25 protein-coding genes are annotated in these 26,064 nt (G+C 48.8%); 22 read left to right on the top strand and 3 right to left on the bottom strand.

The genetic code is table 11. From position 1 onward, the window contains the following. Positions 1-72: 72 nt before the first annotated feature. Entirely contained in the window at positions 73-1,254 is a 1,182-nt protein-coding gene (locus LSE01S_RS01915; RefSeq protein WP_061775943.1) for a hydroxymethylglutaryl-CoA synthase, read from the top strand. 60 nt (positions 1,255-1,314) lie between these two features. Here LSE01S_RS01915 and LSE01S_RS01920 read toward each other — a convergent pair whose 3' ends face one another. After that, positions 1,315-1,902 (bottom strand): hypothetical protein, encoded by a 588-nt coding sequence (locus LSE01S_RS01920; RefSeq protein WP_061775944.1) that lies wholly within the window; start codon positions 1,900-1,902, stop codon positions 1,315-1,317. 217 nt (positions 1,903-2,119) lie between these two features. Here LSE01S_RS01920 and LSE01S_RS01925 point away from each other — a divergent pair, with 217 nt between their 5' ends. Continuing rightward, positions 2,120-2,560 (top strand): nucleoside 2-deoxyribosyltransferase, encoded by a 441-nt coding sequence (locus LSE01S_RS01925; protein ID WP_061775945.1) that lies wholly within the window; start codon positions 2,120-2,122, stop codon positions 2,558-2,560. Positions 2,561-2,613: 53 nt separating this feature from the next. Here LSE01S_RS01925 and lexA read toward each other — a convergent pair whose 3' ends face one another. Next, entirely contained in the window at positions 2,614-3,243 is a 630-nt protein-coding gene (gene lexA, locus LSE01S_RS01930) for a transcriptional repressor LexA (RefSeq protein WP_061775946.1), read from the bottom strand. Between the two features lie 180 nt (positions 3,244-3,423). Between lexA and LSE01S_RS01935 the strand changes: the two genes are divergently transcribed. The 4 genes from LSE01S_RS01935 (at position 3,424) to LSE01S_RS01950 (ending at position 7,682) form a co-directional block, all read left to right on the top strand. Next, on the top strand, positions 3,424-3,672 hold the full coding sequence (locus LSE01S_RS01935; protein ID WP_061775947.1) for a DUF896 domain-containing protein: 249 nt from the start codon (positions 3,424-3,426) through the stop codon (positions 3,670-3,672). A 108-nt stretch (positions 3,673-3,780) separates the two neighbouring features. Then, positions 3,781-4,005 carry a YneF family protein gene (locus LSE01S_RS01940; protein ID WP_061775990.1) on the top strand — a complete coding sequence of 75 codons (225 nt, stop codon included), beginning with the start codon at positions 3,781-3,783 and terminating at the stop codon, positions 4,003-4,005. Between the two features lie 133 nt (positions 4,006-4,138). Next, positions 4,139-5,896 (top strand): ABC transporter ATP-binding protein, encoded by a 1,758-nt coding sequence (locus LSE01S_RS01945; RefSeq protein ID WP_061775948.1) that lies wholly within the window; start codon positions 4,139-4,141, stop codon positions 5,894-5,896. Further along, positions 5,889-7,682: an ABC transporter ATP-binding protein gene (locus LSE01S_RS01950; protein WP_061775949.1), complete on the top strand. Its 1,794-nt coding sequence runs from the start codon at positions 5,889-5,891 to the stop codon at positions 7,680-7,682. Before LSE01S_RS01945 ends, LSE01S_RS01950 begins: the two co-directional genes overlap by 8 nt. Before the next feature lie 58 nt (positions 7,683-7,740). Here the strand turns inward: LSE01S_RS01950 and LSE01S_RS01955 are convergent, their stop codons facing one another. Further along, positions 7,741-8,397, bottom strand: coding sequence for a lysophospholipid acyltransferase family protein (locus LSE01S_RS01955; protein WP_061775950.1), 657 nt, complete (start codon positions 8,395-8,397; stop codon positions 7,741-7,743). Positions 8,398-8,497: 100 nt separating this feature from the next. Between LSE01S_RS01955 and LSE01S_RS01960 the strand changes: the two genes are divergently transcribed. The 16 genes from LSE01S_RS01960 (at position 8,498) to nusA (ending at position 26,048) form a co-directional block, all read left to right on the top strand. Then, on the top strand, positions 8,498-9,247 hold the full coding sequence (locus LSE01S_RS01960) for a tRNA1(Val) (adenine(37)-N6)-methyltransferase (protein ID WP_061775951.1): 750 nt from the start codon (positions 8,498-8,500) through the stop codon (positions 9,245-9,247). After that, complete coding sequence (locus LSE01S_RS01965; RefSeq protein WP_061775952.1) at positions 9,234-9,509, top strand: GIY-YIG nuclease family protein; 276 nt, start codon at positions 9,234-9,236, stop codon at positions 9,507-9,509. Before LSE01S_RS01960 ends, LSE01S_RS01965 begins: the two co-directional genes overlap by 14 nt. Before the next feature lie 92 nt (positions 9,510-9,601). After that, positions 9,602-10,597 (top strand): D-2-hydroxyacid dehydrogenase, encoded by a 996-nt coding sequence (locus LSE01S_RS01970; protein WP_061775953.1) that lies wholly within the window; start codon positions 9,602-9,604, stop codon positions 10,595-10,597. A gap of 256 nt (positions 10,598-10,853) precedes the next feature. After that, positions 10,854-11,657: a 30S ribosomal protein S2 gene (gene rpsB / locus LSE01S_RS01975; RefSeq protein ID WP_061775954.1), complete on the top strand. Its 804-nt coding sequence runs from the start codon at positions 10,854-10,856 to the stop codon at positions 11,655-11,657. A gap of 151 nt (positions 11,658-11,808) precedes the next feature. Then, entirely contained in the window at positions 11,809-12,693 is an 885-nt protein-coding gene (gene tsf / locus LSE01S_RS01980; RefSeq protein ID WP_061775955.1) for a translation elongation factor Ts, read from the top strand. Positions 12,694-12,892: 199 nt separating this feature from the next. Beyond that, positions 12,893-13,615 (top strand): UMP kinase, encoded by a 723-nt coding sequence (gene pyrH, locus LSE01S_RS01985; protein ID WP_061775956.1) that lies wholly within the window; start codon positions 12,893-12,895, stop codon positions 13,613-13,615. Between the two features lie 2 nt (positions 13,616-13,617). Next, the gene (gene frr / locus LSE01S_RS01990; protein ID WP_061775957.1) at positions 13,618-14,175 is read left to right on the top strand and encodes a ribosome recycling factor; all 558 of its coding nucleotides are present in this window, start codon (positions 13,618-13,620) and stop codon (positions 14,173-14,175) included. A gap of 31 nt (positions 14,176-14,206) precedes the next feature. After that, positions 14,207-14,623, top strand: a complete 417-nt coding sequence (locus tag LSE01S_RS01995; protein WP_061775958.1) for a hypothetical protein — start codon at positions 14,207-14,209, stop codon at positions 14,621-14,623. Between the two features lie 93 nt (positions 14,624-14,716). After that, positions 14,717-15,502 carry an undecaprenyl pyrophosphate synthase gene (uppS, locus tag LSE01S_RS02000; RefSeq protein ID WP_061775959.1) on the top strand — a complete coding sequence of 262 codons (786 nt, stop codon included), beginning with the start codon at positions 14,717-14,719 and terminating at the stop codon, positions 15,500-15,502. Between the two features lie 27 nt (positions 15,503-15,529). Next, positions 15,530-16,318 carry a phosphatidate cytidylyltransferase gene (locus LSE01S_RS02005; RefSeq protein ID WP_061775960.1) on the top strand — a complete coding sequence of 263 codons (789 nt, stop codon included), beginning with the start codon at positions 15,530-15,532 and terminating at the stop codon, positions 16,316-16,318. 103 nt (positions 16,319-16,421) lie between these two features. After that, positions 16,422-17,699: an RIP metalloprotease RseP gene (gene rseP, locus LSE01S_RS02010; RefSeq protein WP_061775961.1), complete on the top strand. Its 1,278-nt coding sequence runs from the start codon at positions 16,422-16,424 to the stop codon at positions 17,697-17,699. Between the two features lie 34 nt (positions 17,700-17,733). Further along, positions 17,734-19,443 (top strand): proline--tRNA ligase, encoded by a 1,710-nt coding sequence (locus tag LSE01S_RS02015; RefSeq protein ID WP_061775962.1) that lies wholly within the window; start codon positions 17,734-17,736, stop codon positions 19,441-19,443. A gap of 61 nt (positions 19,444-19,504) precedes the next feature. Beyond that, complete coding sequence (locus LSE01S_RS02020) at positions 19,505-23,836, top strand: PolC-type DNA polymerase III (protein WP_061775963.1); 4,332 nt, start codon at positions 19,505-19,507, stop codon at positions 23,834-23,836. A 103-nt stretch (positions 23,837-23,939) separates the two neighbouring features. Then, positions 23,940-24,215: a hypothetical protein gene (locus LSE01S_RS02025; protein ID WP_061775964.1), complete on the top strand. Its 276-nt coding sequence runs from the start codon at positions 23,940-23,942 to the stop codon at positions 24,213-24,215. A 127-nt stretch (positions 24,216-24,342) separates the two neighbouring features. Continuing rightward, on the top strand, positions 24,343-24,816 hold the full coding sequence (gene rimP, locus LSE01S_RS02030) for a ribosome maturation factor RimP (RefSeq protein WP_061775965.1): 474 nt from the start codon (positions 24,343-24,345) through the stop codon (positions 24,814-24,816). 23 nt (positions 24,817-24,839) lie between these two features. Continuing rightward, positions 24,840-26,048, top strand: coding sequence for a transcription termination factor NusA (gene nusA / locus LSE01S_RS02035; protein WP_061775966.1), 1,209 nt, complete (start codon positions 24,840-24,842; stop codon positions 26,046-26,048). The last annotated feature ends 16 nt before the right edge of the window (positions 26,049-26,064 follow it).

Below are 26,064 nucleotides of genomic sequence, written 5' to 3' on the forward strand. Positions count from 1 at the left end.
TTGGACTTGACATTAATGCTAGAGTTAATGATAACGAATTTTGCCCGGTTGGGCGCAAGGAGGCGTCAGTGAATGAGCGTCAAGGTCGGCATTGATCAGATCGGGTTTTACACACCCGACCACTATTTGCCATTAGCGGATCTGGCAGTGGCCAGAGGGGATGATCCCAACAAGTACCTCATTGGTATTGGTCAGACGAAGCAGGCGGTGATTCCACCTACCCAGGACGTGGTCACCATGGCCGCAAACGCGGCTGAGCAGATTTTGACTGATACAAGTAAGTCGGAAATAGCCATGGTGCTTTTTGGTACGGAATCGGGGGTCGACAACTCTAAGGCCAGCGCAGTCTACCTGGCCCATTTGCTGGGACTGCCCGCGAATACGCGAGCGATTGAACTCAAACAGGCCTGTTATGGGGCCACGGCCGGATTACAAATTGCGGCCGACTTCGTGCGAGTTCATCCGGCAGCTAAGGTGTTGGTCATCGGGGCGGACATTGCCCGGTATGGCTTGCACAGTGCCGGTGAAGTGACCCAGGGTGGTGGGGCCATCGCCATGCTGGTGACGGCCGATCCACGCATCCTAACGCTGGATGAGGTCAGCAGTTATCACACCGAAGATGTCATGGACTTTTGGCGACCGGTCTATCGGACCGAAGCCCTCGTTGATGGCCGTTACTCGACCAATGTTTACCTCAAGTTTTTCGAAAAAGTTTGGCGGGATTATCAGAATCAAACCGGTAAAACCATTGCCGACTTTGCGGCGTTTGTCTTTCATTTACCTTTTACCAAAATGGGTCGGAAGGGATTGCAGCAAATTCTGCCCAGTGCATCGGCCGACCAGCAAGTGAGTCTAACGGCTAACTTTGAGGCGAGCCAGGAGGACAACCGCAATGTCGGGAATCTGTATACTGGCTCCCTGTATCTGAGCTTTTTGTCCTTGTTGCGCCACGGTCCACTCCAAGGCGGTGAGACTATTGGGCTCTTCAGTTATGGGTCGGGTGCCGAAGGAGAGTTCTTCAGTGGCACCGTTGAACCCACTTATCACGAAGGATTTGCCGAGGCCAAGATTGCGGCAATGCTGGATCATCGGACGGCGGTTATCGTTGATGAATATGAAGAACTCTTCAACGAACAATTACCCAACGATGCCGAGGACGTGCGTTTGCCGGTTGGGACGGAGCATGCTCAATATTACTTAGCGGGACGCCGTGGTGAACAACGGTTGTATCGGCAACAAGGGACTAATAAATAGTGATTGATCAAAAGGAGACTGCGATTTTTTATCGCAGTCTCCTTTAGCTTGGGCAGATAATTAATCAAATTCGTTCTTCGTCACGGTCCCGTCCTTGAAGACCAACACCGGTGATTCATTCTTGATGCCGAGGGTTAGGGTGTAACCATCGCCGAGCGACTTTTGAATAGATTTACTGGTTTTCGTGAAATTATCCGTGAACCGTGGCCATTTAGCGCGCTTAGCCTGACTCGGATCTTCTTCCAAGGCCTTGATGGTCTTGATCAGGTCCTTATTGGTTACGGTGATGACGTAGGTCTTGCTGTCGCTGTCGAAGGTAATGGTACCGATCGACTTCAAGGCCTTGCCAAGTTGTTGACGAATAAGCTTTTCGGCTTCAGGTCGTGACATGGTCGAGCTGGATGAGGCCCCAAAGGTTTGGCTACCGCTGGAACTCATTGAAGACTTTTGTGACATCGAAGTCGTCGGTTTTGAGTCGTTATTCGACCAGTAGGGTAACTTCCAAATAGAAAAGCCCGTACCAATGACGGCAACCACTAATAGTAGAGTAGCCCCGATCCAGGAATCATGTTGCTGAATGGCAGTCATAAGCGAAAAGGCTGCGATGATGGCGATAATCGCCCCAAAAATTGCAAAACCTAGAAACATAGTAAACCTCCCACAACACAATTTAAATCCAGTATAACACGTTGGTTCGTTTGCTGAGCGTTCAAGAAATATTTTGGAATAAAGTCGAATTATTTCAGATATAAAAGGAATTATGGCCCTCTAAGCGAAATATAACCGAATATTAATGTTAAAGTAGTCGCCAAAAGTTAATGTTTCCAGTATAATACTCGTATACCAGAGAAATGAGGAGATTAGTGTGACCAATATCTATTTAGCAGGACCATTTTTTGATGATGAACAGATCGAACGAATCGAACGGGTGGAAAAGGCCTTAGCTGCCAACCCGAAAATTGGCCATGTCTTTAGCCCTCGTTTGGACGAAATCCCTGGCTTAACCATGGGAACGCCAGAATGGGCAACGCAAACCTTCCAAATGGATGTCTCGCAGATTGATAAGGCTGATGTTGTCGTCGCTTTATCAGACTTCGTGGACGATCAAGTGGACTCGGGGACAGCCTTCGAAATTGGTTATGCCTTCCACAGTAAAAAGCCGATTGTCTTGCTACATGAAAAGAAAACGATTCTGAACTTGATGTTAGCTGAAAGTCTCCATGCGCACCTAACGGATGCTGCGGACCTCGCAACCTATGATTTTTCGACTTTACCTGAAAGTCACTACGAAGGTAAGGTTATCTAAGACTGAACGAAGAAAAAGAGCTGTTACCTTCATTGGTAACAGCTCTTTTGTCGTTAGTGGACGTCGTCGCGGAATAGACCCACGACCTTACCCAAGACACTGACGTGATTCAGAATAATTGGTGCCATGGTGTCATTTTCAGGTTGTAAACGGAAGTGGTCGGCTTCCTTAAAGAATCGCTTGCAAGTTGCTTCGTTTTCCTCCGTCATGGCAATGACGATGTCGCCGTTGTCGGCGGATTGCTGGCGACGAACGATGACTTGGTCACCGTTCAAGATGCCAATGTTAATCATGCTTTCGCCACGAATGGTTAGCATGAACAACTGGTCGTCGTCACGTTCAAATTCAGGTGGAATGGGAAAGTAATCGGTGGCCTCTTGTACGGCCAGAATGGGTTCCCCAGCTGTGACTGTTCCCAAGACGGGAATTTGCGTTTGTTTTTCGTGGACGCCCAGTTCGTCCAGGCCGGCAGGGGTGACTTCGAGTGCTCGGGGCTTGGTCGGGTCCTTCGTCAGCAACCCTTTCTTTTCCAAGCGAGCGATGTGACCGTGAACGGTCGACGTTGAAGACAGTGAAACGGCTTCGCCAATTTCACGAACCGTTGGCGGGTATCCTTTTTCGTTAACGCGTTCCCAAATGAAGCGCAGAACCGCGAGTTGTTTACTTTCTGATGCTTTGCTCATCTTATTTTGCCACCTCATTCGTCAGTCATAGTTTGGTTTAAAGCAATTGTAGCATAGGGTTACGGCTTTTTCAAACAGATGTTCGGGTAGATTGGTTGAATTCACGAATCAACCCTGATATCATATGAGCTAGTGAAAAATCAGTGAAAATAATAAATTTGAGACAGAGGAGTGGATTTGATGGCTGAAACCACGATGGACACGTTGCTGGTTCGGATTAACGAACTGGCGCACAAGGCGAAGGGGACCGGATTAACCGATGATGAAACGGCGGAACGGGCCGATCTTCGACAACAATACCTAAAGCTCTTCCGGGCCAGCTTTAAGAGTCAGATTGAAACGATGGCGGTTTTTGATAAGGATGGCAACGAAGTCACCCCTAAAAAAGTCCAAAAGCTACAACGTGCCAAGGGACTTCGCGATAATTAATTGGCTGAGTGAGTCTTTTTTGAAGATTCACTCTTTTATTTTGCCCGGTATTTGTGTAAAATTGACAAATGAATGACTTCAAGCGAGGAGGAACACGCTTTGGCTAATATTGCACCTTGGATTTGGATTTTGATTATTATTGTGGTTGCGATTGCAAGTGCGCTTGCCGGATTCTTTGGCGCCCGTAAGTACATGCAAAATTACTTAAAAGATAATCCACCAATTAACGAAGACCAGCTGCGGGCAATGATGCTGCAGATGGGTCAAAAACCATCTCAACGTAAGCTTCATCAAATGATGACGGCTATGAAACAAAACGCTCACGAGAAGTAAGCGTCGACATACTGAGGCTCACCCTGTCAGTTCAGACAGGGTGAGCTTTTTTAGTTGCATTTTGCAGAAAGTTGGGTAAACTTATTAAGTCTGTAATATTTTTAATCGTATTCTAATTTAAGGAGGGATCGACATGAGTATTTTTCGCAAGTTGGCGTGGTATTTCCGTCTCGAGTGGCGGCAGTATCTCGTTGGGATCGTGGGCCTCTTACTAACCGCGATTATTGCGATTATCCCGCCACGGATTATTGGGAATCTGGTCGATGGGATTCATGGTCAAACAATGTCGGGACGACAGTTGGCCTTAGACATTGGGCTGATTATTCTGGCAGCCATTGGCCAATACGCCACGCGGTACATGTGGCGTAATGCTATCTGGGGTGGCGCGGCTCATCTGGAACAGCTACTCCGTAATCGGTTGTTTAATCACTTCATGAAGATGGACCGGGTTTTCTATCAAAAGTATCGAACGGGGGATCTGATGGCCCATGCCACCAATGACCTTGAGGCGATCCAACGAGTAGCTGGCGGGGGTATTTTGCAGTTTGCCGACGCCATTATTACCGGTGGGACGACCCTGATTGCTATGATGACCCTGATTGACTGGCGGTTGACACTTTTAGCTATTATTCCATTTCCATTCTTGGCGGTTATTTCACGTTACCTAGGTCAAAGGATTCATCGGGCTTTCAGTGCCTCTCAGGCGGCCTTTTCACGCCTGAATAACAAGGCTCAAGAAAGTATTAGCGGCATCAAGGTTATTAAGGCCTTGGGCCAGGGTGAGGCCGATGTGGCTGACTTTGACCAGCAGGTTGACGAAACCATCAAGATTAATCGCCGGGTGAACCGACTGGATTCCATGTTCGATCCCGCCATTACGCTAATCATCTCGATTTCTTATGTGGCGACAATTGTCTTGGGGGGCTTGTTTGTCACCCATCACGTGATCACCATTGGTAACCTGGTTTCCTTCATTAGTTATTTGGCCATGATGATCTGGCCCATGTTTGCTGTGGGGATGTTATTCAATACCATGGAACGGGGTAATGCCAGTTATGACCGAGTCATGGAGCTCTTGGAGCAGGAGACCCACATTATTGACCGGAAGAATGGTTTGACGATTCGGCCGACCGGGACGATTGATTATCATATCAATCGTTTCGATTATCCCGAGAATGCTGGGGCCAGTCTCAAACAAATCGATTTTAATTTGCCTGCTGGCCACACGCTAGGAATTGTCGGTCGAGTGGGTGCCGGCAAGTCGACGATTATGAAGTTGTTGTTACGTGAGTTTGACCAATACGATGGCGAAATTGCCTTTGGTGGGCATTCCATCAAGGACTATGCACTAGACAGCTACCTACCAGCCATCGGTTACGTACCCCAGGAAAGTTTCCTGTTTTCGAGCACCGTGTTTGAAAATATTCGTTTTGCTCGGCCGGAAGCCAGTAAGAAAACGGTTGAGGCGGCAGCCGCCAAGAGTGACTTGGCGGGTCAAATCGACCAGTTACCGGCGGGATATGAAACCCAAGTTGGAGAGCAGGGAATTTCACTGTCCGGTGGGCAACGACAACGGCTAGCTATCGCACGGGCCTTGTTGATCGATCCCGAATTGTTAATCTTAGACGATGCGCTATCCGCGGTAGACGCTGAGACAGAAGCAGAAATCTTACAAAATTTGAAGACCGAACGGGCGAACAAAACAACCATTATCTCGGCACATCGACTAAGTTCCGTGATGAATGCCGATGAGATTCTCGTGTTAGACGAGGGTGCCGTGGCTGAACGCGGGACGCACGCTGAACTCATGGCCCAGGGGGGCTGGTATCAAAAGATGTTTACCGAACAACAATTAGAGACCCAAGCGAAGGGAGGGATCACCAATGGCTGATAAATCTCATCAATCCGCGTGGGCTAAGAGTATGACCACCAAGGAACAACTGACTGTGATCCGTCGCTTGATGGGTTTCGCGGGCCCGTACAAATGGTTTTTCATCTGGTCGGTCGTCCTGTCCGCCACTATCAGTGGGATCAATGTATTCCTGCCATGGTTGTTACAAACCTACATGGACCGCTATTTGCGAACTAGCAACGCCACGATTCAAATCATGTGGATGTTTGCGGGCTTCTATTTTGGTGGCATGCTGGTACGAGCGATCATGCAATTCTGGCAAAACTATTCGAGTACGATGGGTGCCGAGTATATGTTGGAAAATGTGCGGCGAAAGTTGTTCAGTCAACTGCACGCCAAGGGCATGCGGTATTTTGACCAGACGCCGGGTGGGTCGATTCTTTCTCGGCTAATGAACGACACCATGACGTTTGCCAACTTCTGGGCGCTGCTAAACACGTTGATTCTGGCGTTGTTTGCGGTGGTCTCGTCGTTTATCGCGATGTATCTGACCGACGTTAAGGTGGCACTGTGGACGCTGATCTTGGTGCCATTCCTGGTCATGACCATCTGGTATTATCAACACTACAGTTCCAAGGTTTATCGTCGGATGCGGGAACGGCTGAGTCAACTTAATACCAAGTTGGCTGAAGCCATCACTGGGATTACGGTTATTCAGGAATTCCGGCAAGAGGATCGGACATCCAAACGGTTTCAGAAGACCAATCAGTCCTATTACGATACTCGTAAGGCCATGATTAAGACGAACACTTTACTGTTAAGCCCCATGATTAATTTGTTCTATGCGTTGGGAACAGCGCTGGTCTTGGGCCTATTCGGGGTTCGCGGGCTCCATGAAATTGTGGCGGCCGGGGTCATTTATGCCTTTATTACGTACCTAAATAATTTTTACAGCCCAATGAGTAACATGATGGATAGCTTGAGTGACTTCCAAAATGGGATGGTTGCGGGTTCACGGGTCTTACGGATCGTGGATGACCAAACGCTGGCTCCCCAGCAGCATCCGGTTGCCGGTGCCACCATTACCCGGGGGAAGGTTGAGTTCCGACACGTCACATTTGCCTATGATCAGGAGCACCCGGTCCTAAAGGATGTTTCGTTCGTGGTGGAACCCGGACAAACGGTGGCGCTAGTGGGCCAAACTGGTTCGGGGAAGACGTCAACGATTAATGTCTTGATGCGGTTCTATGAGTTCCAATCCGGTGAGGTCTTGGTGGATGATCGGGATATTCGGGACTATCCGGCCGCAGAGCTCCGCTCGAAGCTGGGGTTAGTCCTCCAGGAGCCGCAACTCTTTTACGGCGATATTCAAACCAACATTCGGATGTACAACACGGCGATCTCGGACGAGGAGGTTCGACAGGCGGCGCGGTTCGTCCAGGCGGATGAGTTCATTGAACGGTTACCACAGGGCTATACAACACCGGTCCTCGAACGGGGAACGGAGTATTCTGCCGGTGAGCGGCAACTAATTACCTTTGCGCGAACGGTGGTTACCGATCCCAAGATTCTGATCTTGGATGAAGCGACGGCCAACGTCGATACCGAGACGGAAACGATGATTCAAACTGGATTGAACAAGATTCAAGAGAATCGGACAACGATTGCCATCGCACACCGGTTATCAACGATTCAAAATGCGGACCAGATTTTGGTCCTTCATCAGGGCCAGATTGTGGAACGTGGGACCAATGATGAGTTGATGGCCCAAGCGGGGTACTATTACGATATGATTCAACTTCAAAATGCCGCACACAAAGATTGATTGTGTCATGCAAAAATGGAGCCAGATATAATCTCTGGCTCCATTTTTTTAGTGGTATTTATTTAAGCTTGTTCTGTTGCTTGGCGGCCTGTTCTTCACCAGTGACATCCACGTAGTGAAAGTTGGGGTTAATTTCCTTATCCAAATTATCAAAGGCGGCCTGCATCTGTTGCTCAATTTGTTTTTGACCGGATTCGTCTAATTTTAATTTACGATCAATGGTAATTGGTTTCCCAAAGGCCACTGTGACCCGTTGTCGTGAGAAGAGGCGCTTAAAGGTCAGCGGCCCCTGATAAACGGCGGGAACCAGGGGTACCCGAGCCATCTTGGCGATGACGGCGGCGCCGCCCTTTAGTTCGGCCGAGTGACGGGAACCCGAGGGAAACATGATCAAAGACAGGTCTCCTGTTCGTAAAATGCGAACGGGGGTCTTGATGGCCGAGGGCCCCGGATGATCACGATTTACCGAAAAACCATTGACGCGAACCAAAATCCATCGCAGAATTGGATTCTGGAAGAGTTCTTCTTTAGCCATGAAGCTAAATTTTCGAGGGCTAGCCGCCAATGCAAAATAGACCGGGTCGAACCAAGTTCGGTGGGGACCGACTAAGACGTAAGGCCCATCGGGTAGATCCTCTCGATGCAGGTAGGTTGCCCGCCCGTTAATTAGAAAGAGTAAGACGCGAATGATTCCGCGCAAAAACGAATAAAACATGAGTGCACTCCTCTCGCAGCGTTTCTATATTAGACTAGTATGCAAAAAAAATGCTGGCGTTGCAAGTGATCTGCGAGGGTTTGCCGAGAGGAAGAGTAGAATGACTAGCTTAAAAGCAGACGAACGAATCGACCAGCTGTATAGTCAGGATGTTCAAATCATCCAGAGCCCCAGTGTCTTTGCCTTTTCATTGGATGCCGTTTTGTTGGCAGACTTTGCTACGTTGCCGGTCCGCGCCAAGAGCCTGACGGTCGACCTCTGTGCGGGAAATGGTGCCGTGGGCCTATTCATGAGTGGTAAAACCCACGGACAGATTGCGGAGGTGGAGCTCCAACCGCGCTTAGCAGATATGGCGCGACGCAGTGTCACCTTGAATGGTCTGGATGACCAGATGACCGTCTATGAAGGCGATCTGGCCAAGGTTAACGACTGGATTCCTAAGGATTCGGCCGACGTGGTTACCTGTAATCCGCCATACTTTGCAGATCTACCTGATAGTCAAAAGAATCCCAATCAGTATTTGGCGATTGCCCGTCATGAGATTACCACGAATTTAGCGACGATTGTGGCAACGACCAGTGGCTTGCTTAAGATGAACGGGAAAGCCTACTTTGTCCATCGACCAGACCGTTTTCTAGAATTAACGCAACTGATGACTGCCAATCGTTTGGCGCCCAAGCGAGTCCGTTTGGTTCATCCAAAGCCGGGAAAAGAAGCCAATATGGTTCTCGTTGAGGCGATCAAGGATGGTCGTCCAGGAGGGATGCGGTTCTTGGCACCGCTCACGGTATACAACCAACAGGGGGACTACTCCTCCGAAGTGGAGGCGTTGCTCTATGGCCGACACTGATGCTTATTTTTTCTATGTGTTGCTATGCGAGGATCATTCCTTGTACGGGGGATTTACGACCGATGTCGCCAAAAGATTTGCGACCCATTTGGCTGGCAAGGGGGCCAAATACACCCGGGTCCACCGACCGGTCAAGGTCTTGTTCAGCCAGGGTTTCGACAACAAGCACGACGCCTTACATGCCGAGTGGGCGTTTAAGCACCAGACTCGTCGCCGTAAGTTAGTTTTCCTCGCCGACCACGGGGTACGGTTACCCGAATAGGTCTTTGACTAAGCAAACAACTGACGCTGTGTTAGAATAAAACCGTACCGAATACTGAATCATTTATAAATGGATATAAGGAGGAACTTACTGTGAAAATTATTGCTTATGGCATCCGTGACGATGAACGCCCATACTTAGATCAATGGTCCAAGGACCAAGGGATTGACGTTAAGGCAGTCGGAGACTTACTAGACGACACGACGGTTGATCTTGCTAAAGGCTATGACGGGGCAGTGGTTTACCAACAAAAGCCTTACACGGCATCCGTACTCGACAAGTTAGCCGCTAATGGCATTACCAACCTGTCACTGCGTAACGTTGGGGTCGATAACGTCGATACCGATGCAGTCAAGCGCAATGGGTTTAAGGTGACCAACGTGCCAGCATACTCACCGGCGGCAATTGCCGAATTTACGGTAACCGAATTAATGCGGCTATTGCGACGGACACCAACCTTCGACCGCAAGCAAGCGGCCGGGGACCTGACCTGGGCGCCAGACATTGCGGACGAACTGAACTCGATGACGGTCGGGATTGTTGCCACCGGACGAATTGGCCGGGCAGCCATGAAGATCTACCAAGGTTTTGGGGCTAAGGTGATTGCCTACGATGTTTATCACAATCCGGAATTGGAAAAGGCCGGCATCTACGTGGACTCCTTGGATGAACTTTACGCAAAGGCCGATGTGATTTCACTTCACACCCCAGCGACGAAGGACAACAACAAGATGTTGGATGACGCGGCTTTTGCCAAGATGAAGGATGGCGTCTGGATCTTGAATCCAGCCCGTGGAGCCTTAATTGATACCGATGCTTTGATTCGGGCACTGGACAGTGGCAAGGTTGCCGGTGCAGCTCTGGATGTCTATGAAGACGAGGTCGGGATTTTCAATACCGACTTTGGCAGCTTCGAGGCCATTCCCGATGAGCGACTGAAGAACCTGATGAAACGAGACAACGTGTTGGTTAGTCCCCACATTGCCTTCTACACCAAGACGGCTGTTAAGAATATGGTGCAATTTGCCTTGAACAACAATAAACAACTGATTGAAACTGGCCATGCCGATAACCAAGTTAACTTTTAGGGCTATTAGATAAGCCAGTTGGGGGTCCGAAAAGCACTTGCTTCGGACCCCTTTGCGTGGTCTTGGCAGTCAGCTAGGATAAATTTGACAAAGATCAGATTTTAACTTGTGTTTAGACGGCTAGTTTTGTATAATTACTTTCGGTGCGTATGCGCCAATTCACACCTCATGTGATGATCGAATGGGTGCTCGGAAGAGTTCTTTGGTCGTGTGAGCATGGGGGAGGAAATCAAAAACTATTTGGAGGCATTTTATCATGGCTGTTATTTCAATGAAACAACTGCTCGAAGCCGGTGTCCACTTTGGTCACCAAACTCGTCGTTGGAACCCTAAGATGAAGCAATACATCTTCACGGAACGTAACGGTATCTACATCATCGACTTACAAAAGACGGTGAAGTTAATCGATGCTGCTTACACTTACATGAAGGACGAAGCTGCTAAGGGCGCCGTTGTTCTGTTTGTTGGGACTAAGAAGCAAGCACAAGACTCTATCGAAGAAGAAGCTACCCGTGCTGGTCAATTCTACGTTAACCATCGTTGGTTAGGTGGGACTTTGACTAACTGGGAAACCATCCAAACGCGGATCAAGCGTCTTAAGTCATTGAAGAAGATGGCGACTGACGGAACGTTTGATGTTCTTCCTAAGAAAGAAGTTTCCTTGCTTAAGAAGTCTCAAGACAAGTTGGAACGTTTCTTAGGCGGTATCGAAGATATGCCTAAGCTTCCTGACGTTATGTTCATCGTTGACCCTCGTAAGGAACAAATCGCCGTTCACGAAGCTCAAAAGCTGAACATTCCGATTGTTGCTATGGTTGACACGAACACTGACCCAGATGAAATTGACGTGGTTATCCCATCTAACGATGACGCTATCCGTGCCGTTCGTCTGATCACTTCAAAGATGGCTGACGCTATCGTTGAAGGTCGTCAGGGTGAAGACGAAGTTGACGAAAAGACCTTCGATGGTCAAAAGTCTGCTGCCGCTGATGGCGACAAGAAGGCTGCTGACAACTCGATGGAAGACATCGTCAACGCTGTTGAAGGCGACAACAAGTAATTAAATGCAAAGTACCGGTAACGGTACTTTCCAAATACTAGATTTAAAGCACCTTAGGCTGGCTTAATGTTTAGGACCGTTGATGGCCTGAGATATTGAGTCAGTCTTTTTTGATGCCTTGAATGAAATGAAAATAAGGAGGCCATTACACATGGCAAGTAAGATCACTGCAGCACAAGTTAAAGAGTTACGTGACAAGACTCAAGTTGGGATGATGGATGCTAAAAAGGCCCTTGTTGCTTCTGAAGGCGACATGGACAAGGCCATCGACTTCTTACGTGAAAAAGGGATTGCTAAGGCTAAGAAGAAGAGTGGCAACATTGCTGCTAACGGTTTAGCTCGCGTGAAGGTCAACGGTAACACCGCTGCCATCATCGAAGTTAACTCTGAAACTGACTTCGTGGCAACCAACGATACGTTCAACGGATTAGTTGATGCTATCTCAGATGCTATTGCTGCTAACCAGCCAGCGGATATGGATGCCGCATTGGCATTACCAACTGCTGATGGCACCACGGTTAACGATGCGATCATCAAGACGACTCAAGTAACGAGTGAAAACGTTAAGTTACGTCGCTTTGCGGTTGTTAACAAGACTGACGGCCAAGTATTTGGTGCTTACTTACACCAAGGTGGTCAAATCGCTGCGGTTGTTGTCTTAGACGGTGCTGACGAAGCCACTGCCAAGGATGTTGCGATGCATGTTGCGGCGATCAACCCTGAATTCGTTTCTAAGGATGACATTCCAGCAGACCGTTTGGACCACGAACGCGAAGTTCTGAAGCAAGAAGCTTTAAACGAAGGCAAGCCTGAAAAGATCGTTGAAAAGATGGTCGAAGGTCGTCTTCACAAGTTCTTGTCAGAAATCAGTTTAGCTGACCAACCATTCGTTAAGGATGGCGACCAAACTGTTGGCCAATTTGTTGCCAGCAAGGGTGGCAAGTTAGTTAGCTTCGTCCGTTATGAAGTTGGCGAAGGGATCGAAAAGAAGACGGTTGACTTAGCTAAGGAAGTTCAAGACCAAATCAACGGTTAATTTCATAACCAAAGCGTGGATTTCCGTAAGGAGACCCGCGCTTTTTTTATGAAATTTGCTGGGTGGCCGGACCACGCCAGTGAAAATTGCAGATTTGGTAAGGATTTTGTTAGAAATCAAGGGTTTTCCTGTCCCGTTACTATCACTCATCCGGGGTTTATGATAAAATTGTTGTCAGAATACAATAGGAGGAAACACAATGGCGGACGTAAAGTATAAGCGGATTATGTTAAAGCTCAGTGGTGAAGCACTGGCCGGTGATAAAGGAGTTGGCATCAATCCGCCAGTAATTAAAACCGTAGCGGAAGAAGTAAAGGATGTCTATGAAATGGGCATTCAAATCGCTATTGTGGTTGGTGGTGGTAACATGTGGCGTGGTGAAGCTGGTGCACAAATGGGCATGGAACGTGCTCAAGCCGACTACATCGGCATGTTAGCGACGATCATGAATGCCTTGGCCCTTCAAGATAATTTGGAATCAATTGGGGTGCCAACCCGGGTTCAAACTTCTATTGAGATGCGGCAAATTGCCGAACCTTACATTCGGCGCAAGGCGATCCGGCATCTTGAGAAGGAACGTGTCGTGATCTTTGCCGGTGGAACAGGGAGTCCATACTTCTCTACCGACACCACGGCAGCCTTACGGGCAGCAGAAATCAATGCCGACGCCATCTTGATGGCTAAGAATGGCGTTGACGGTATTTACTCTGCCGATCCGAACAAGGATCCTAAAGCCGTCAAGTTTGACCAACTGACACAGTTGGACATCATCAACAAGGGCTTGGACGTCATGGATACGACGGCCAGCTCACTTTCAATGGATAATGATATTCCATTCGTCGTCTTCAACTTGAACCAACCAGGAAATATCCGACGAGTTGTCGAAGGCGAAAATATTGGGACGACAGTTAGGGGTAAATAATAATGGCAGATCAGATAATTACAAACGCTCAAGACAAGATGAAAAAGGCCGAAGACGCCCTCACTCGTGAGTTAGGAACGATTCGGGCCGGTCGGGCTAACGCTAGCATCTTGAACCGGGTCATGGTGGACTACTATGGTGCCGCAACGCCACTGAACCAAGTGGCTTCAATCACGATTCCCGAAGCACGGATTTTGATGGTAACACCTTACGATAAGTCAGCTTTGGAAGATATCGAAAAGGGTATCATGGAATCCGATGTTGGGATTACCCCAGCTAACGACGGGACTGCTATTCGGTTGGTGATTCCACAATTAACTGAAGAACGTCGTAAGGAAATTGCCAAGAACGTTAAGGCCAAGGCCGAAGAAGGCAAAGTTGCCGTCCGTAACGTTCGTCGCGATGCCATGGACAGTATCAAGAAGGGTCACAAGAACGGTGATTATACCGATGACGACCTGCACAACTTGGAAGAACAAGTTCAAAAGGTCACGGACAAGGCGATTAAAGGCGTGGATGCCATCGCCGCGGCCAAAGAAAAAGAAATTATGACCGACTAAATTTTTACCTAAAAAGTGAGGAGTGCTTAGAATGGCAGAAGAAAATAACCAAGACAACGTTGAAATCACCCCAGGTTCCAAGGAATTTGGGAAGATGGTCTTCCGTTTAAACAATCCTGTAAACGCGGAAAACGTTTCTAGCTTGAACTACAATGGGGCCGAACTTGAAGAAATTCAAGACGGTGTATACGCACAACCAGCCTTCGTTAGCGATGAATTCAACTTATTCTTCGTGGTTACCCAATTAATTGGGGATGACTGGATCATTGCCTTCTCTAAGGCAACCATTGAAAACGGTAATGAAATTACCGATCTTTCCGACCCAATCCCAACCGGTGAAGGTTTGAACATGTTGGGCGATGCTAGTGCTGATGATGCCAACAATCTGTTGAGCTACTTCGGCACGTTAGTAGACGCTAAGCGTGGGGAATGGCGGCTAATCGAGTAATCTTAAAGATTTCGCTCAATTTGAGAGCCGGGATAGTTTCCCGGTTCTTTTTTTGTTATGATTAGGGGTTGTAGCGACCAATGGAGGTGCACTGTGTTTTCATTTTTAAATAAGGATCAAGTTACCGGCGAAGTCGCCGAACAGGCGTTAGACGAATCTAAGATTCCAGCGCATATTGCAATCATTATGGATGGTAACGGCCGATGGGCCCAACAGCGTCATTTGCCCCGTATTGCCGGTCATAAACAAGGTATGAATACCGTAAAAACGGTGGCTAAGGCAGCCAGTCACTTAGGGGTCAAGGTTTTAACCCTCTATGCCTTTTCAACCGAAAACTGGAAACGACCAGCGGCAGAGGTTAATTACTTGATGAAACTGCCCGTAGACTTTTTCGGTACTTTTGTGCCAGACCTGGTTAAAAATAATATTCGCGTTAAGGTTATGGGCTACACGGATCAGTTGCCGGCGTCAACTCAACAGGCGGTGCACCAGGCGATCGCGGACACTGCTCACTGTACGGGGATGGTCTTAAACTTTGCTCTGAACTATGGCGGTCGGGCCGAAATTGTGACAGCCGTCCATGGGTTAGCCCAACAGGTCAAGGATGGAGAGCTAGAACCAGACGATATTGATGATGAATTGATTAGTGATCGCTTGATGACGGCCGACCTAGGCGAATTACGCGATCCCGATTTGTTAATCCGGACAAGCGGGGAGCTCCGTCTATCGAATTTCATGCTCTGGCAGGTGGCCTACAGCGAGTTTGTCTTCACCGAACAACATTGGCCCGACTTTGATCAGACGTCGTTAGAGACCGCGATTTATGAATATCAACAGCGCCACCGTCGTTTTGGCGGCTTGGCTTCAAAAAAAAGCTAAAATAAGAGAAATTGAGGAGCAATTAAAATGAAACAACGGGTTATTACGGCGGTTATCGCCTTGATTATATTTATTCCCATCATCATCGCGGGTGGCATTTGGATCGATATTGCCGGCTTTGCCTTGGGATTAGTGGCCTTGTCGGAAGTTTTGGTCATGCGTAAGAAACTATTGGTGAGTCCGGAGGCCATTATCTCTGGTGTTGGGATTTTGGTGGTCATTGCCCCACAAAATTGGTGGAATCATTTACCTCATTTCTTAGATCCCTGGTACATCGTGTACCTATTCATCCTATTATTGTTAATCCGCACAGTGGTTTCACGGAACCGATTCTCGTTTGATGATGCCAGTGTGATTACGCTAAGTATGCTTTATATCGGGATTGGCTTTCACTTTTTCATCGCTGCACGGGGTGTGGGGCTGACAGCCTTGTTATACGCATTGTTCATTGTCTGGACGACGGACTCCGGTGCTTACATGATTGGTCGGAAGCTTGGGCGTCACAAGCTGGCGCCACACATCAGTCCTAACAAGACCTGGGAAGGTTCCATTGGTGGGTCCCTGGTGGCCACCATCGTTGGTAGTTTGTTCTGGTACTTCTTCCCATTCGGTCACTTTAACCTAGCCATCATGATTATCTTAACGTTAGGCTTCTCGGTGGTTGGCCAACTTGGTGACCTGGTAGAGTCAGCCTTGAAACGGTATTACGGCGTTAAGGACTCTGGAAAGATTCTGCCCGGTCACGGCGGTATCTTGGATCGGTTCGACAGCCTGCTCTTAGTATTGCCGGTCATTCACCTTTTTGGTCTGATTTAGACCATAGGCAGGGGTGGCGCTTGCACCGTTCGGGGTGCTTAGGGTATGCTAGGTAGCAGACAAATTTGTTGCACACAGCAAGACTGAAGAAGGGACGACATCTGTGATTACAACGATCATTACCTTTATCATTGTTTTCGGAATCTTGGTTATTGTCCATGAGTTTGGCCACTTTTACTTTGCCAAACGTGGCGGCATCCTGGTCCGTGAGTTTTCAATTGGGATGGGGCCCAAATTATTCTATCATCGCGGCAAGGATGGTACGACGTATACCCTGCGACTATTACCAGTTGGGGGATACGTTCGAATGGCTGGTGCCGAAGAGGATGAAGAAGAGTTAAAGCCTGGGACGCCAGTCAGCCTGTATGTGGGTGACGATGAACAGGTTCAACGAATCAATACGAGTAAGAAATCCACGTTGTTTAACGGTATTCCACTTGAAGTAACCGCCACCGATCTGGAGAATGAACTCTGGATTGAAGGTTATGAAAACGGCGACGAGTCCGAGATTAAACGTTATCCGGTGGGACACGATGCCACGATTATTGAAAGTGATGGGACTGAAGTTCAGATTGCCCCTAAGGACGTTCAATTTCAGTCGGCTTCGTTAGGTCGCCGGTTAATGACTAACTTTGCCGGTCCAATGAACAATATCTTTCTGGCCATTGTGGCCTTTATGCTGATGTCACTGGCTCAAGGTGGGGTTGCTACAGGGACTAATCAAGTTCAAGTTTCCCAGACGCCCGTCTCCGTTGCCAAGCGAGCTGGGGTTCAGACCAACGACAAGATTACTGCCGTTGAGGGCAAGCCGACGAAGACTTGGACGGACTTGAGTACGGCCATTCAGCCACGAGCCAACCGAGCAACTAGGTTAACCATCCAACGGGGAAAGACGACGAAGCACCTGACCGTGACGCCGACAGGCCAAAAGGCCAATGGCAAGACGGTGGGGATGATCGGCATTACCCAGGTTCAGAATAAGCACATCGGGGCAATCCTGGCCTCGGGGTTCACGCAAACCTGGTCAATGACCAAGACCTTGTTTGGTGCGCTGTGGCGGATGGTATCCGGTCACTTTAGTCTGAACGACTTAGGCGGACCAGTGGCCATTTTTGCCACGACTTCACAGGCCACTAAGTTTGGCATGGTCGGTGTGTTAAACTTCTTAGCCTTTCTCTCCATTAACTTGGCGATCGTGAATTTAATTCCGATCCCAGCGTTAGATGGTGGTAAAATATTATTAAACTTAGTTGAAGCGATTCGTCGTAAACCGTTGTCAGAGAATGTGGAAGCGGGCATTACTCTGGTAGGGGTCGGGTTCCTGGTGCTGTTGATGCTCCTGGTGACCTGGAACGATATCGAACGGTACTTTATCCGCTAATAGTAAAGTTGTTACGAGAAGGGATTATTTGACTATGAAACAATCACAAATGCTCATCCCAACCTTAAAAGAGGTTCCGAATGATGCCGAAGCTTTGAGTCACCAGATGATGTTGCGAGCCGGGTATGTTCGTCAGATTACGGCGGGGATGTACGCGTACTTACCATTGGCCTACCGGGTCTTAACCAATATCGAAAAGATTATTCGGGAGGAAATGGAAAAGATTGACGCCGTCGAAATGTTGATGCCAGCCGTCTTACCAGCCTCATTGTGGCAAGAATCTGGCCGATACGAAACCTACGGGCCGAACTTGTTTAAGTTCAAGAACCGGCATGACAGTGATTTTATCTTGGCACCAACCCACGAAGAAACCTTTACGATTTTGGTGCGGGATGCAATCAAGTCTTACAAGCGGCTGCCACTGGTGATGTACCAAATTCAACCCAAGTATCGGGATGAAGATCGGCCACGTTACGGGCTATTACGGGGCCGTGAGTTCATCATGAAAGATGGGTATTCCTTCTCGTTAAACGATGAAGACTTAGACCGTATTTACAACCAGATGGCGCAAGCCTACGAAAACATTTTCGACCGCGTTGGCTTAAATTACCGGGCCATCGTTGGTGACGGGGGTGCCATGGGTGGTTCCGACTCCAAAGAGTTCTCCGCTATTGCGCCAGTTGGTGAGGATACGATTGTCTACTCGGATTCTTCCGACTATGCTGCCAACTTGGAAATGGCGAAGAGTCTCTTTATCAGTAAGAAGTCGCATGCAGCAATGGAAGACCTAAAGAAGATCTCTACCCCGGGAGCGCATACAATCGATGAGGTTGCTGAATTCCTGGATGTTAAGCCGTCAACTTTGGTCAAGAGCATGTTGTATGTGGCCGACGAGAAGCCGGTCATGGTCCTGGTACGTGGGGACCATGAGGTCAACGAAACCAAGCTCAAGAACTTCTTGGGGGCAGACTTCTTGGATCCAGCTACGCCAGAACAGGCCAAGGAATTTTTGGGGGCCAACTTTGGCTCACTCGGTCCCGTTGGTGTTGGCGAAGACGTTAAAATCTTAGCTGACCAGTACGTTGGCGACATGGTTAACGTTACCGTGGGTGCCGATGAAGACGAGCACCATTACCTGAATGCCAACGTTGACCGTGATTTCCGGGTCGACGAGTATGGGGACTTCCGTGACGTCCAGCCAGGTGATCTGTCACCCGATGGCTCCGGGGTTCTGAAGTTCACCAAGGGAATTGAGATTGGTCATATCTTCAAGTTGGGGACTCGTTACTCCGATGCTTTGGGGGCAACGGTTCTTGATGAGAATGGTCGACAAAAGCCCGTCGTGATGGGGAGCTATGGGATCGGCGTTAGCCGGTTACTCTCTGCCATTGCCGAACAACAGGCCGATGAAAATGGGCTGGTTTGGCCACGGAACATTGCACCGTTTGATATTCACCTGGTTCCGGTCAATCTGAAGAAGGAAGACCAAGCTAACTTAACCAGTGAGCTCGAAAGCGAATTAACCGCTAAGGGCTACCGGGTCTTAACCGATGATCGGCAAGAACGTCCCGGCGTTAAGTTTGCCGATTCCGATCTAATGGGGATTCCTGTGCGGATTACCATTGGTAAGAAGGCTGGCGAGGGGATCGTTGAAATTAAGATTCGTAAGACTGGTGAAACAGTCGAAGTCATTAAAGACGAAGTTGCTAGCACCGTGGAAATCCTATTCAAGGACATCGACTAGCTCACTGTAAAGGCCAGCGAGACTTGCTGGTCTTTTTTAGACAAATGAAAGGAGTTTCCTCGTGGACGAAGATCGCCAGGCATTATTTGACAAGCTTTTACAACAATTAGATTTGCAGCCCACTCCCGAGCAAGCAGTACTGAAGACGGCGGCTATCGACCATTTGACGGTGCACGAACAGTCCCGGCGCTGGCATTTTTATCTACAGGTGTCTGAGATTTTACCATTCGTAACCTTTGCAGAATTCTCACAACATTTACAGGTGGCCTTCCAAGATATCGCCACCGTCGAAGCCACTTGGCTCGTGGCTGAACCCGCCATGACCAACCGTTTGCTCGGTGATTACTGGGAATGGATTGTTAAGAACAGTGGTTTAACGGGCAGTTTGGTACAGGAACTCTGTCAATCGCAGGTTCCGCAGCTGGACGATGACGGACGGGTCCTCTTGTATGCGCAAAATGAAGTTGTTAAGGAATTCCTGAGCAACCAGGCTCTGGGGCCGATCGAGGCTAGTTATCGGGCTGCCGGTTTCCCCAAATTCAACATTCAAGTGATGGTTGATGAGACCAAATCACAGGCGAAGATTGAGGAATTCCGGGCGCGCCAAGAAAAGACGGATGCTCAATTGGCCCAGCAAGCGGCTGCTGCCATTGAAAAGGCCAATAAGCAGCGCCAGAGTGACCAACCGGCGGCGACCGGACCCACCCAAATTGGGAAGACCATTAAGGGTGATCAACCGTTGACCCAGATGGTCGATATCACGCAAGAGGAGCGGTCCGTCATTGTGGAAGGCTATGTCTTCGACAAGGAGGTCCGTAAATTACGGTCTGGCCGTCAGCTACTGACGATTAAGATTACCGATTACACCTCGTCGATTGTGGTCAAGAAATTCTCACGGGGTGCCGAAGATGAGGCCCAGTTTGCCGGAGTTAACGAGGGGAGTTGGGTCAAGGTTCGTGGGAGCGTCCAAGAGGATAGCTTTATGCGGGATCTTGCGCTCAACGCCTATGACATCAATGAAGTTAAGCATGCTAGTCGTCAGGACACCGCACCGGAGGGTGAAAAGCGAGTAGAATTACATCTTCACACCACGATGAGCCAGATGGATGCGACCAATCCGATTGGTGACTACGTTTCGCAGGCAAGTAAATGGGGGATGCCGGCGATTGCGATCACCGACCACGCCGATGTCCAAGGCTTCCCCGGGGCTTTTAATACAGCAGCTAAGGCTGGCATCAAGATGCTCTATGGTGTCGAGGCCAACCTGGTGGATGACGGGGTACCAATTGGGTACAACAGCGCCCATGAGGCCCTTGATGGTGCAACTTACGTGGTCTTCGATACCGAAACCACGGGACTCTCGGCCATCTACGACAAGGTCATTGAACTTTCTGCGGTGAAGATGCAGCATCAAAATGTCATCGACCAATTTGAAGAGTTCATCGATCCGGGGTTCCCGCTTTCCGAGCAGACCACTAACCTGACCAGTATCACCGATGATATGGTGGCCGGCTCCAAGTCTGAGGAGGAGGTCTTCAAGGCCTTCCGCGAGTTTTGTGGCGATGCAATTATTGTTGGACATAACGTGACCTTCGATATGGGCTTTATGAATACGGGGTACCAGCGCCACGGCATGTCAGAGATTCCCAATCCGATTATCGATACCTTAACGTTGGCCCGGTTCCTGTACCCAACGTTAAAGAGTTACCGGTTGAACACATTAGCTAAACGGTTCCATGTTAGCTTGGAACATCATCACCGGGCCGTGTACGATGCCGAATCTACTGGGCACTTAAATTACTTATTCCTGAAGGATGCCGAGAAACGCTATGACATCCAGTACCACGACCAACTGAACGATCACATGACGGATAACGATGCGTATAAACGTGCCCGTCCTAGCCATGCCATCTTAATTGCTAAGACCCAAGAGGGCTTGAAGAACATGTTCAAGTTGGTTTCGGCTTCGAACGTGGATTACTTTTACCGGGTTCCACGGGTACCGCGTAGCGTTTTGGACCATTATCGGGAGGGCATCATTGTGGGTTCGGCTTGTTCATCCGGTGAGGTTTTCACCGCCATGATGCAAAAGGGACAGGTTGAAGCTGCCGATAAGGCCAAGTACTACGATTACCTGGAAGTGCAGCCCAAGGCCGCCTATCAACCGTTGATTGATTCGGGGTTGATTGCGGGTGAAGCGAACCTCGAAGAAATTGTGAAGAATATGGTTCAATTGGGCCACGACCTTAAAAAGCCCGTGGTTGCAACCGGCGATGTTCACTACCTCAATCCCGAAGACGCTATTTATCGTAAAATTTTGATTCACTCTCAAGGGGGTGCGAACCCGCTCAATCGCCAGGAGCTACCCGATTCGCATTTCATGACAACGGATGAGATGCTGGATGATTTTTCCTACCTGGGCGAAGAGACCGCCAAGGAAATTGTGGTCACCAACACTCAGAAGATTGCCAATGACGTGGACGACATTCATCCATTGAAGGATAAACTATACACGCCACGAATGGATGGGGCTGAAGATGAAATTCGTCAACGGACCATGGACACGGCTCATGCCTGGTATGGGAATCCTTTGCCCGAATTGGTGCAACACCGAGTTGACCGGGAACTAAAATCGATCATTGGGAATGGATTCTCCGTGATTTATTTGATTGCGCAACGGCTAGTGGCTAAGTCCAATAAGGACGGTTACTTGGTTGGGTCGCGGGGGTCCGTTGGTTCCAGTGTGGTCGCGACCTTCACGGGGATTACGGAAGTTAATCCGTTACCACCACATTACCGGTGTCCCAACTGTCAGTATTCTCACTTCTATACCAAGGGTGAGTACAGCTCGGGCTATGATTTACCCGAAAAGAATTGTCCAAAATGTGGGACATTGATGATTGGTGATGGCCATAACATCCCGTTCGAAACGTTCTTGGGCTTCAAAGGAAACAAGGTTCCCGATATTGACTTGAACTTCTCGGGTGACTACCAACCGATTGCCCACAACTACACCAAGGTGTTGTTTGGCGAAAAGAATGTTTACCGGGCCGGAACGATTGGGACGGTTGCCGACAAGACGGGGTATGGTTACGTGAAGGCCTACGAACGGGATACAGAACAGACTCTGCGTGGTGCCGAGGTCGATCGGCTGGCTAAGGGAGTGACCGGGGTTAAACGAAATACCGGTCAACACCCCGCGGGAATTATTGTTGTGCCCGATTACATGGACATTTATGATTTCACGCCGATCCAGTATCCCGCCGACGACCAAACGGCCGCCTGGCAAACGACCCACTTTGATTTTCATTCGATCCATGATAATATTTTAAAAATTGATATTCTGGGGCATGATGATCCCACGATGATTCGGACGCTACAAGACTTGTCCGGGGTCGATCCCCAGACGATTCCGATGGATGATCCGGGCGTTATGGCGTTATTCTCGGGGACGGATTCATTGGGAGTTACGCCGGAACAAATTCAGTCGAAGACGGGGACACTTGGCGTACCCGAGTTTGGGACGCGGTTTGTTCGGGGGATGCTCGAGGAAACCCATCCGCAAAACTATTCGCAATTGCTACAAATTTCCGGCCTGTCTCATGGGACTGACGTGTGGTTAGGGAATGCCGAAGAGTTGATCAAGAACGGTACCGCGACGATTGCCAACGTGATTGGGTGTCGGGATAACATCATGACCGACTTGATTAACTTCGGTCTGGATTCCGAAACGTCGTTCCAAGTGATGGAACACGTGCGGAAAGGCCGTGGGATTCCAGACGAATGGCAAGAGAAGATGAAGGAGACCGATTGTCCCGATTGGTACATCGACTCCTGCTTGAAGATTAAGTACATGTTCCCGCGGGCCCATGCCGCAGCCTACGTGCTGATGGCACTGCGGGTCGCTTACTTCAAGGTTTATTTCCCAATTATTTACTACGCGGCTTACTTCTCCGTTCGGGCGGATGACTTCGATGTCGTCGCCATGTCACAGGGGAAGCCGGCGGTTAAGGCAGCTATGAAGGCAATCAATGACCAAGGAATGGACGCCTCCGCCAAGGATAAGAACCTATTAACGGTTCTCGAGTTGGCTAACGAAATGTTGGAACGGGGTTTCAAGTTCAAGATGATTGATCTGAACAAGTCCGATGCTGCCGATTGGATTATCGATGGCGATACCTTAATTGCGCCATTCCAGTCTGCTCCTGGACTCGGGCTAAACGTGGCCAAGCAGATTGTGGCGGCGCGTAACGACCGGCCATTCCTGTCGAAGGAAGACCTAGCCAAACGGGGGAAAGTCTCTAAGACGTTGATTGACTTCATGACGGAAAATGGTGTGCTTGATGGCTTACCAGATGAGAATCAGTTAAGTCTTTTCGATGACTTAATGTAGGGAACGGCCAGTGCGATAGCGCTTACAATTTGGCGGGTTCATGTTATAATATGGTGAGTACTAATAAGACCATTAACAACTCGACTGAAAGTAGGTGTTCATCATGCTACGGCGATTTGCGAGGCTACCAGATGGCTGGTTATTCTTAGCAGGTTACTGTTTGATTGGGCTCGGTTATCTTGTATTTGGTTTGTTAGCAACGGTCACGGCGGTGCCATTCTTGATTGTCGTGATCGGTTATTTCTTGGTGGCGGCCGTGTTAACTGCGATCAAGTCGATTAGTTTACGAGACATGGACTTAACACGATTGAATTTCTTGATTTTTGAATTGGTAACGGTGGCGGGCTTCTTGATTTTACTCTTCACAATCGAGCGCTAACCCCCGTAATGGTTGCAATCACACGCTAGATGTAGTAAAGTGAGTCTTGTAGTTAAACTCGTTTTTTAAATGAGTGAGCAGTCTCTGCTCACTCTTTTTAATGGATAAATGTAGGAGGCGGAAATCTTTGAGTAGTGTCGTCGAGACGGTGACGGCTTTGGCCCAACCCATTGTGACGCAACATCAGTTTGAACTGGTGGATGTCGAATTTGTCAAAGAAGGCAAGAGCTGGTATTTACGGCTATACATTGACAAGCCCGGTGGAATTAACATCGAGGAATGTGCCATGGTCAGTGATGAAATGTCAGAAAAGTTGGATACCTTGGATCCGGATCCTATTCCCCAAGCCTATTTTCTAGAAGTGTCCTCTCCAGGTGCCGAACGGCCACTGAAGAAGCCCGCGGATTTTGAAAAAGCAGTCGGTGATTACATTCACGTCTCGCTTTATCAAAAGATTGGTCAAAGTAAGGTTTATGAAGGAACGTTGTTAAACCTCACCGATGACAGCATGGATCTTGAAGTCAACTTAAAGGGACGGATCAAGACCTTGCAGATTCCACGGGACGCAGTTGCCCAAGCCCGGTTAGCGATCAAGTTCTAACTAAATAAGGAGCGAAACAGACAATGAGTAAAGAATTATTGGGCGCCCTAGACGTGCTCGAAACTGAAAAAGGAATTGACAAGGAAGTCGTCATCGACGCCTTGGAAGCAGCCCTGGTTTCTGCCTACAAGCGGAATTACGACCAAGCCCAAAATGTTGAAGTTCAATTCGACCAAAAGAAGGGTGACATTCACGTCTTTGCCGTGAAGAAAGTGGTTGACCAAGTCTACGACTCCCGCCTGGAAGTTGGCTTGGATGAGGCGCTGACCATTAACAAAGGTTATGAATTAGGCGACGATATTAAGTTTGAAGTAACGCCTAAGAATTTCGGTCGGATTGCTGCCCAAACGGCTAAGCAAGTCATCTTGCAACGAGTTCGGGAAGCAGAACGCAGTATCATTTTTAACCAATACAGCCAATACGAAAATGAAATCGTGACCGGTGAAGTTGAACGTCAAGATTCTCGCTTTGTTTATGTGAGCCTGGGGAAGGTCGAAGCCGTCATGGGTCGTCAGGACCAAATGCCTAACGAAACCTACCGGATTCATGACCGGATCAAGGTTTACGTAACGCGGGTTGAAAACGCCACGAAGGGTCCTCAAGTCTTTGTTAGTCGGACACATGCCGACTTGCTGAAGCGGCTCTTCGAACAAGAAGTTCCGGAAATCTATGATGGGACCGTTGAGATTATGGCGATTGCGCGTGAAGCGGGTGACCGGGCTAAGGTTGCCGTCCGCTCAAACAACCCTGACATCGATCCCGTTGGGACCAGTGTTGGGCCGCGTGGACAACGGGTTCAAACCATCGTTAACGAACTTGGTGGCGAAAACATGGATATCGTTGAATGGACTGATGATGAAGCGAAGTTCATTGCGAATGCCTTGAACCCAGCCGAGGTTCTTGATGTGATCTTTGATCCCAACAATGAACGGGCCTGTGAAGTCATCGTGCCAGATTATCAATTGTCCTTGGCCATTGGTAAGCGGGGCCAAAATGCTCGTCTAGCTGCAAAGTTGACGGGTTACAAGATTGATATTAAATCAGAATCTGAAGCTTCTGCTATAATGGAAGCTGATGAGGGCGCGGATGACGCCACTGACCCGGCAGAAGCTGCCAGTGCAAGTGACACGTCAGCCACTGATGATGACACCGCAACCGTTGACGATACGCCAACCGTTGATGCCGCCACCGATTCAGCTGCACCAGCTGACGATGAACAAGCGACCGACTAACCAGAATTAAAGGAGG

The sequence above is a fragment of the Levilactobacillus senmaizukei DSM 21775 = NBRC 103853 genome (assembly GCF_001592085.1).
GTDB classification, from domain to species: domain Bacteria; phylum Bacillota; class Bacilli; order Lactobacillales; family Lactobacillaceae; genus Levilactobacillus; species Levilactobacillus senmaizukei.

Bases quoted from the DNA above. Each gene is read 5' to 3' on its own strand.
- LSE01S_RS01920 (WP_061775944.1), bottom strand. From the start codon at position 1,902: ATGTTTCTAGGTTTTGCAATTTTTGGGGCGATTATCGCCATCATCGCA.
- pyrH (WP_061775956.1), top strand. From the start codon at position 12,893: ATGGCGGACGTAAAGTATAAGCGGATTATGTTAAAGCTCAGTGGTGAA.
- frr (WP_061775957.1), top strand. From the start codon at position 13,618: ATGGCAGATCAGATAATTACAAACGCTCAAGACAAGATGAAAAAGGCC.
- LSE01S_RS01945 (WP_061775948.1), top strand. From the start codon at position 4,139: ATGAGTATTTTTCGCAAGTTGGCGTGGTATTTCCGTCTCGAGTGGCGG.
- LSE01S_RS02015 (WP_061775962.1), top strand. From the start codon at position 17,734: ATGAAACAATCACAAATGCTCATCCCAACCTTAAAAGAGGTTCCGAAT.
- lexA (WP_061775946.1), bottom strand. From the start codon at position 3,243: ATGAGCAAAGCATCAGAAAGTAAACAACTCGCGGTTCTGCGCTTCATT.
- rpsB (WP_061775954.1), top strand. From the start codon at position 10,854: ATGGCTGTTATTTCAATGAAACAACTGCTCGAAGCCGGTGTCCACTTT.
- LSE01S_RS01950 (WP_061775949.1), top strand. From the start codon at position 5,889: ATGGCTGATAAATCTCATCAATCCGCGTGGGCTAAGAGTATGACCACC.
- LSE01S_RS01935 (WP_061775947.1), top strand. From the start codon at position 3,424: ATGGCTGAAACCACGATGGACACGTTGCTGGTTCGGATTAACGAACTG.
- nusA (WP_061775966.1), top strand. From the start codon at position 24,840: ATGAGTAAAGAATTATTGGGCGCCCTAGACGTGCTCGAAACTGAAAAA.
- LSE01S_RS02025 (WP_061775964.1), top strand. From the start codon at position 23,940: ATGCTACGGCGATTTGCGAGGCTACCAGATGGCTGGTTATTCTTAGCA.
- LSE01S_RS01915 (WP_061775943.1), top strand. From the start codon at position 73: ATGAGCGTCAAGGTCGGCATTGATCAGATCGGGTTTTACACACCCGAC.
- LSE01S_RS01960 (WP_061775951.1), top strand. From the start codon at position 8,498: ATGACTAGCTTAAAAGCAGACGAACGAATCGACCAGCTGTATAGTCAG.
- tsf (WP_061775955.1), top strand. From the start codon at position 11,809: ATGGCAAGTAAGATCACTGCAGCACAAGTTAAAGAGTTACGTGACAAG.
- LSE01S_RS01995 (WP_061775958.1), top strand. From the start codon at position 14,207: ATGGCAGAAGAAAATAACCAAGACAACGTTGAAATCACCCCAGGTTCC.
- LSE01S_RS01965 (WP_061775952.1), top strand. From the start codon at position 9,234: ATGGCCGACACTGATGCTTATTTTTTCTATGTGTTGCTATGCGAGGAT.
- LSE01S_RS01955 (WP_061775950.1), bottom strand. From the start codon at position 8,397: ATGTTTTATTCGTTTTTGCGCGGAATCATTCGCGTCTTACTCTTTCTA.
- LSE01S_RS02005 (WP_061775960.1), top strand. From the start codon at position 15,530: ATGAAACAACGGGTTATTACGGCGGTTATCGCCTTGATTATATTTATT.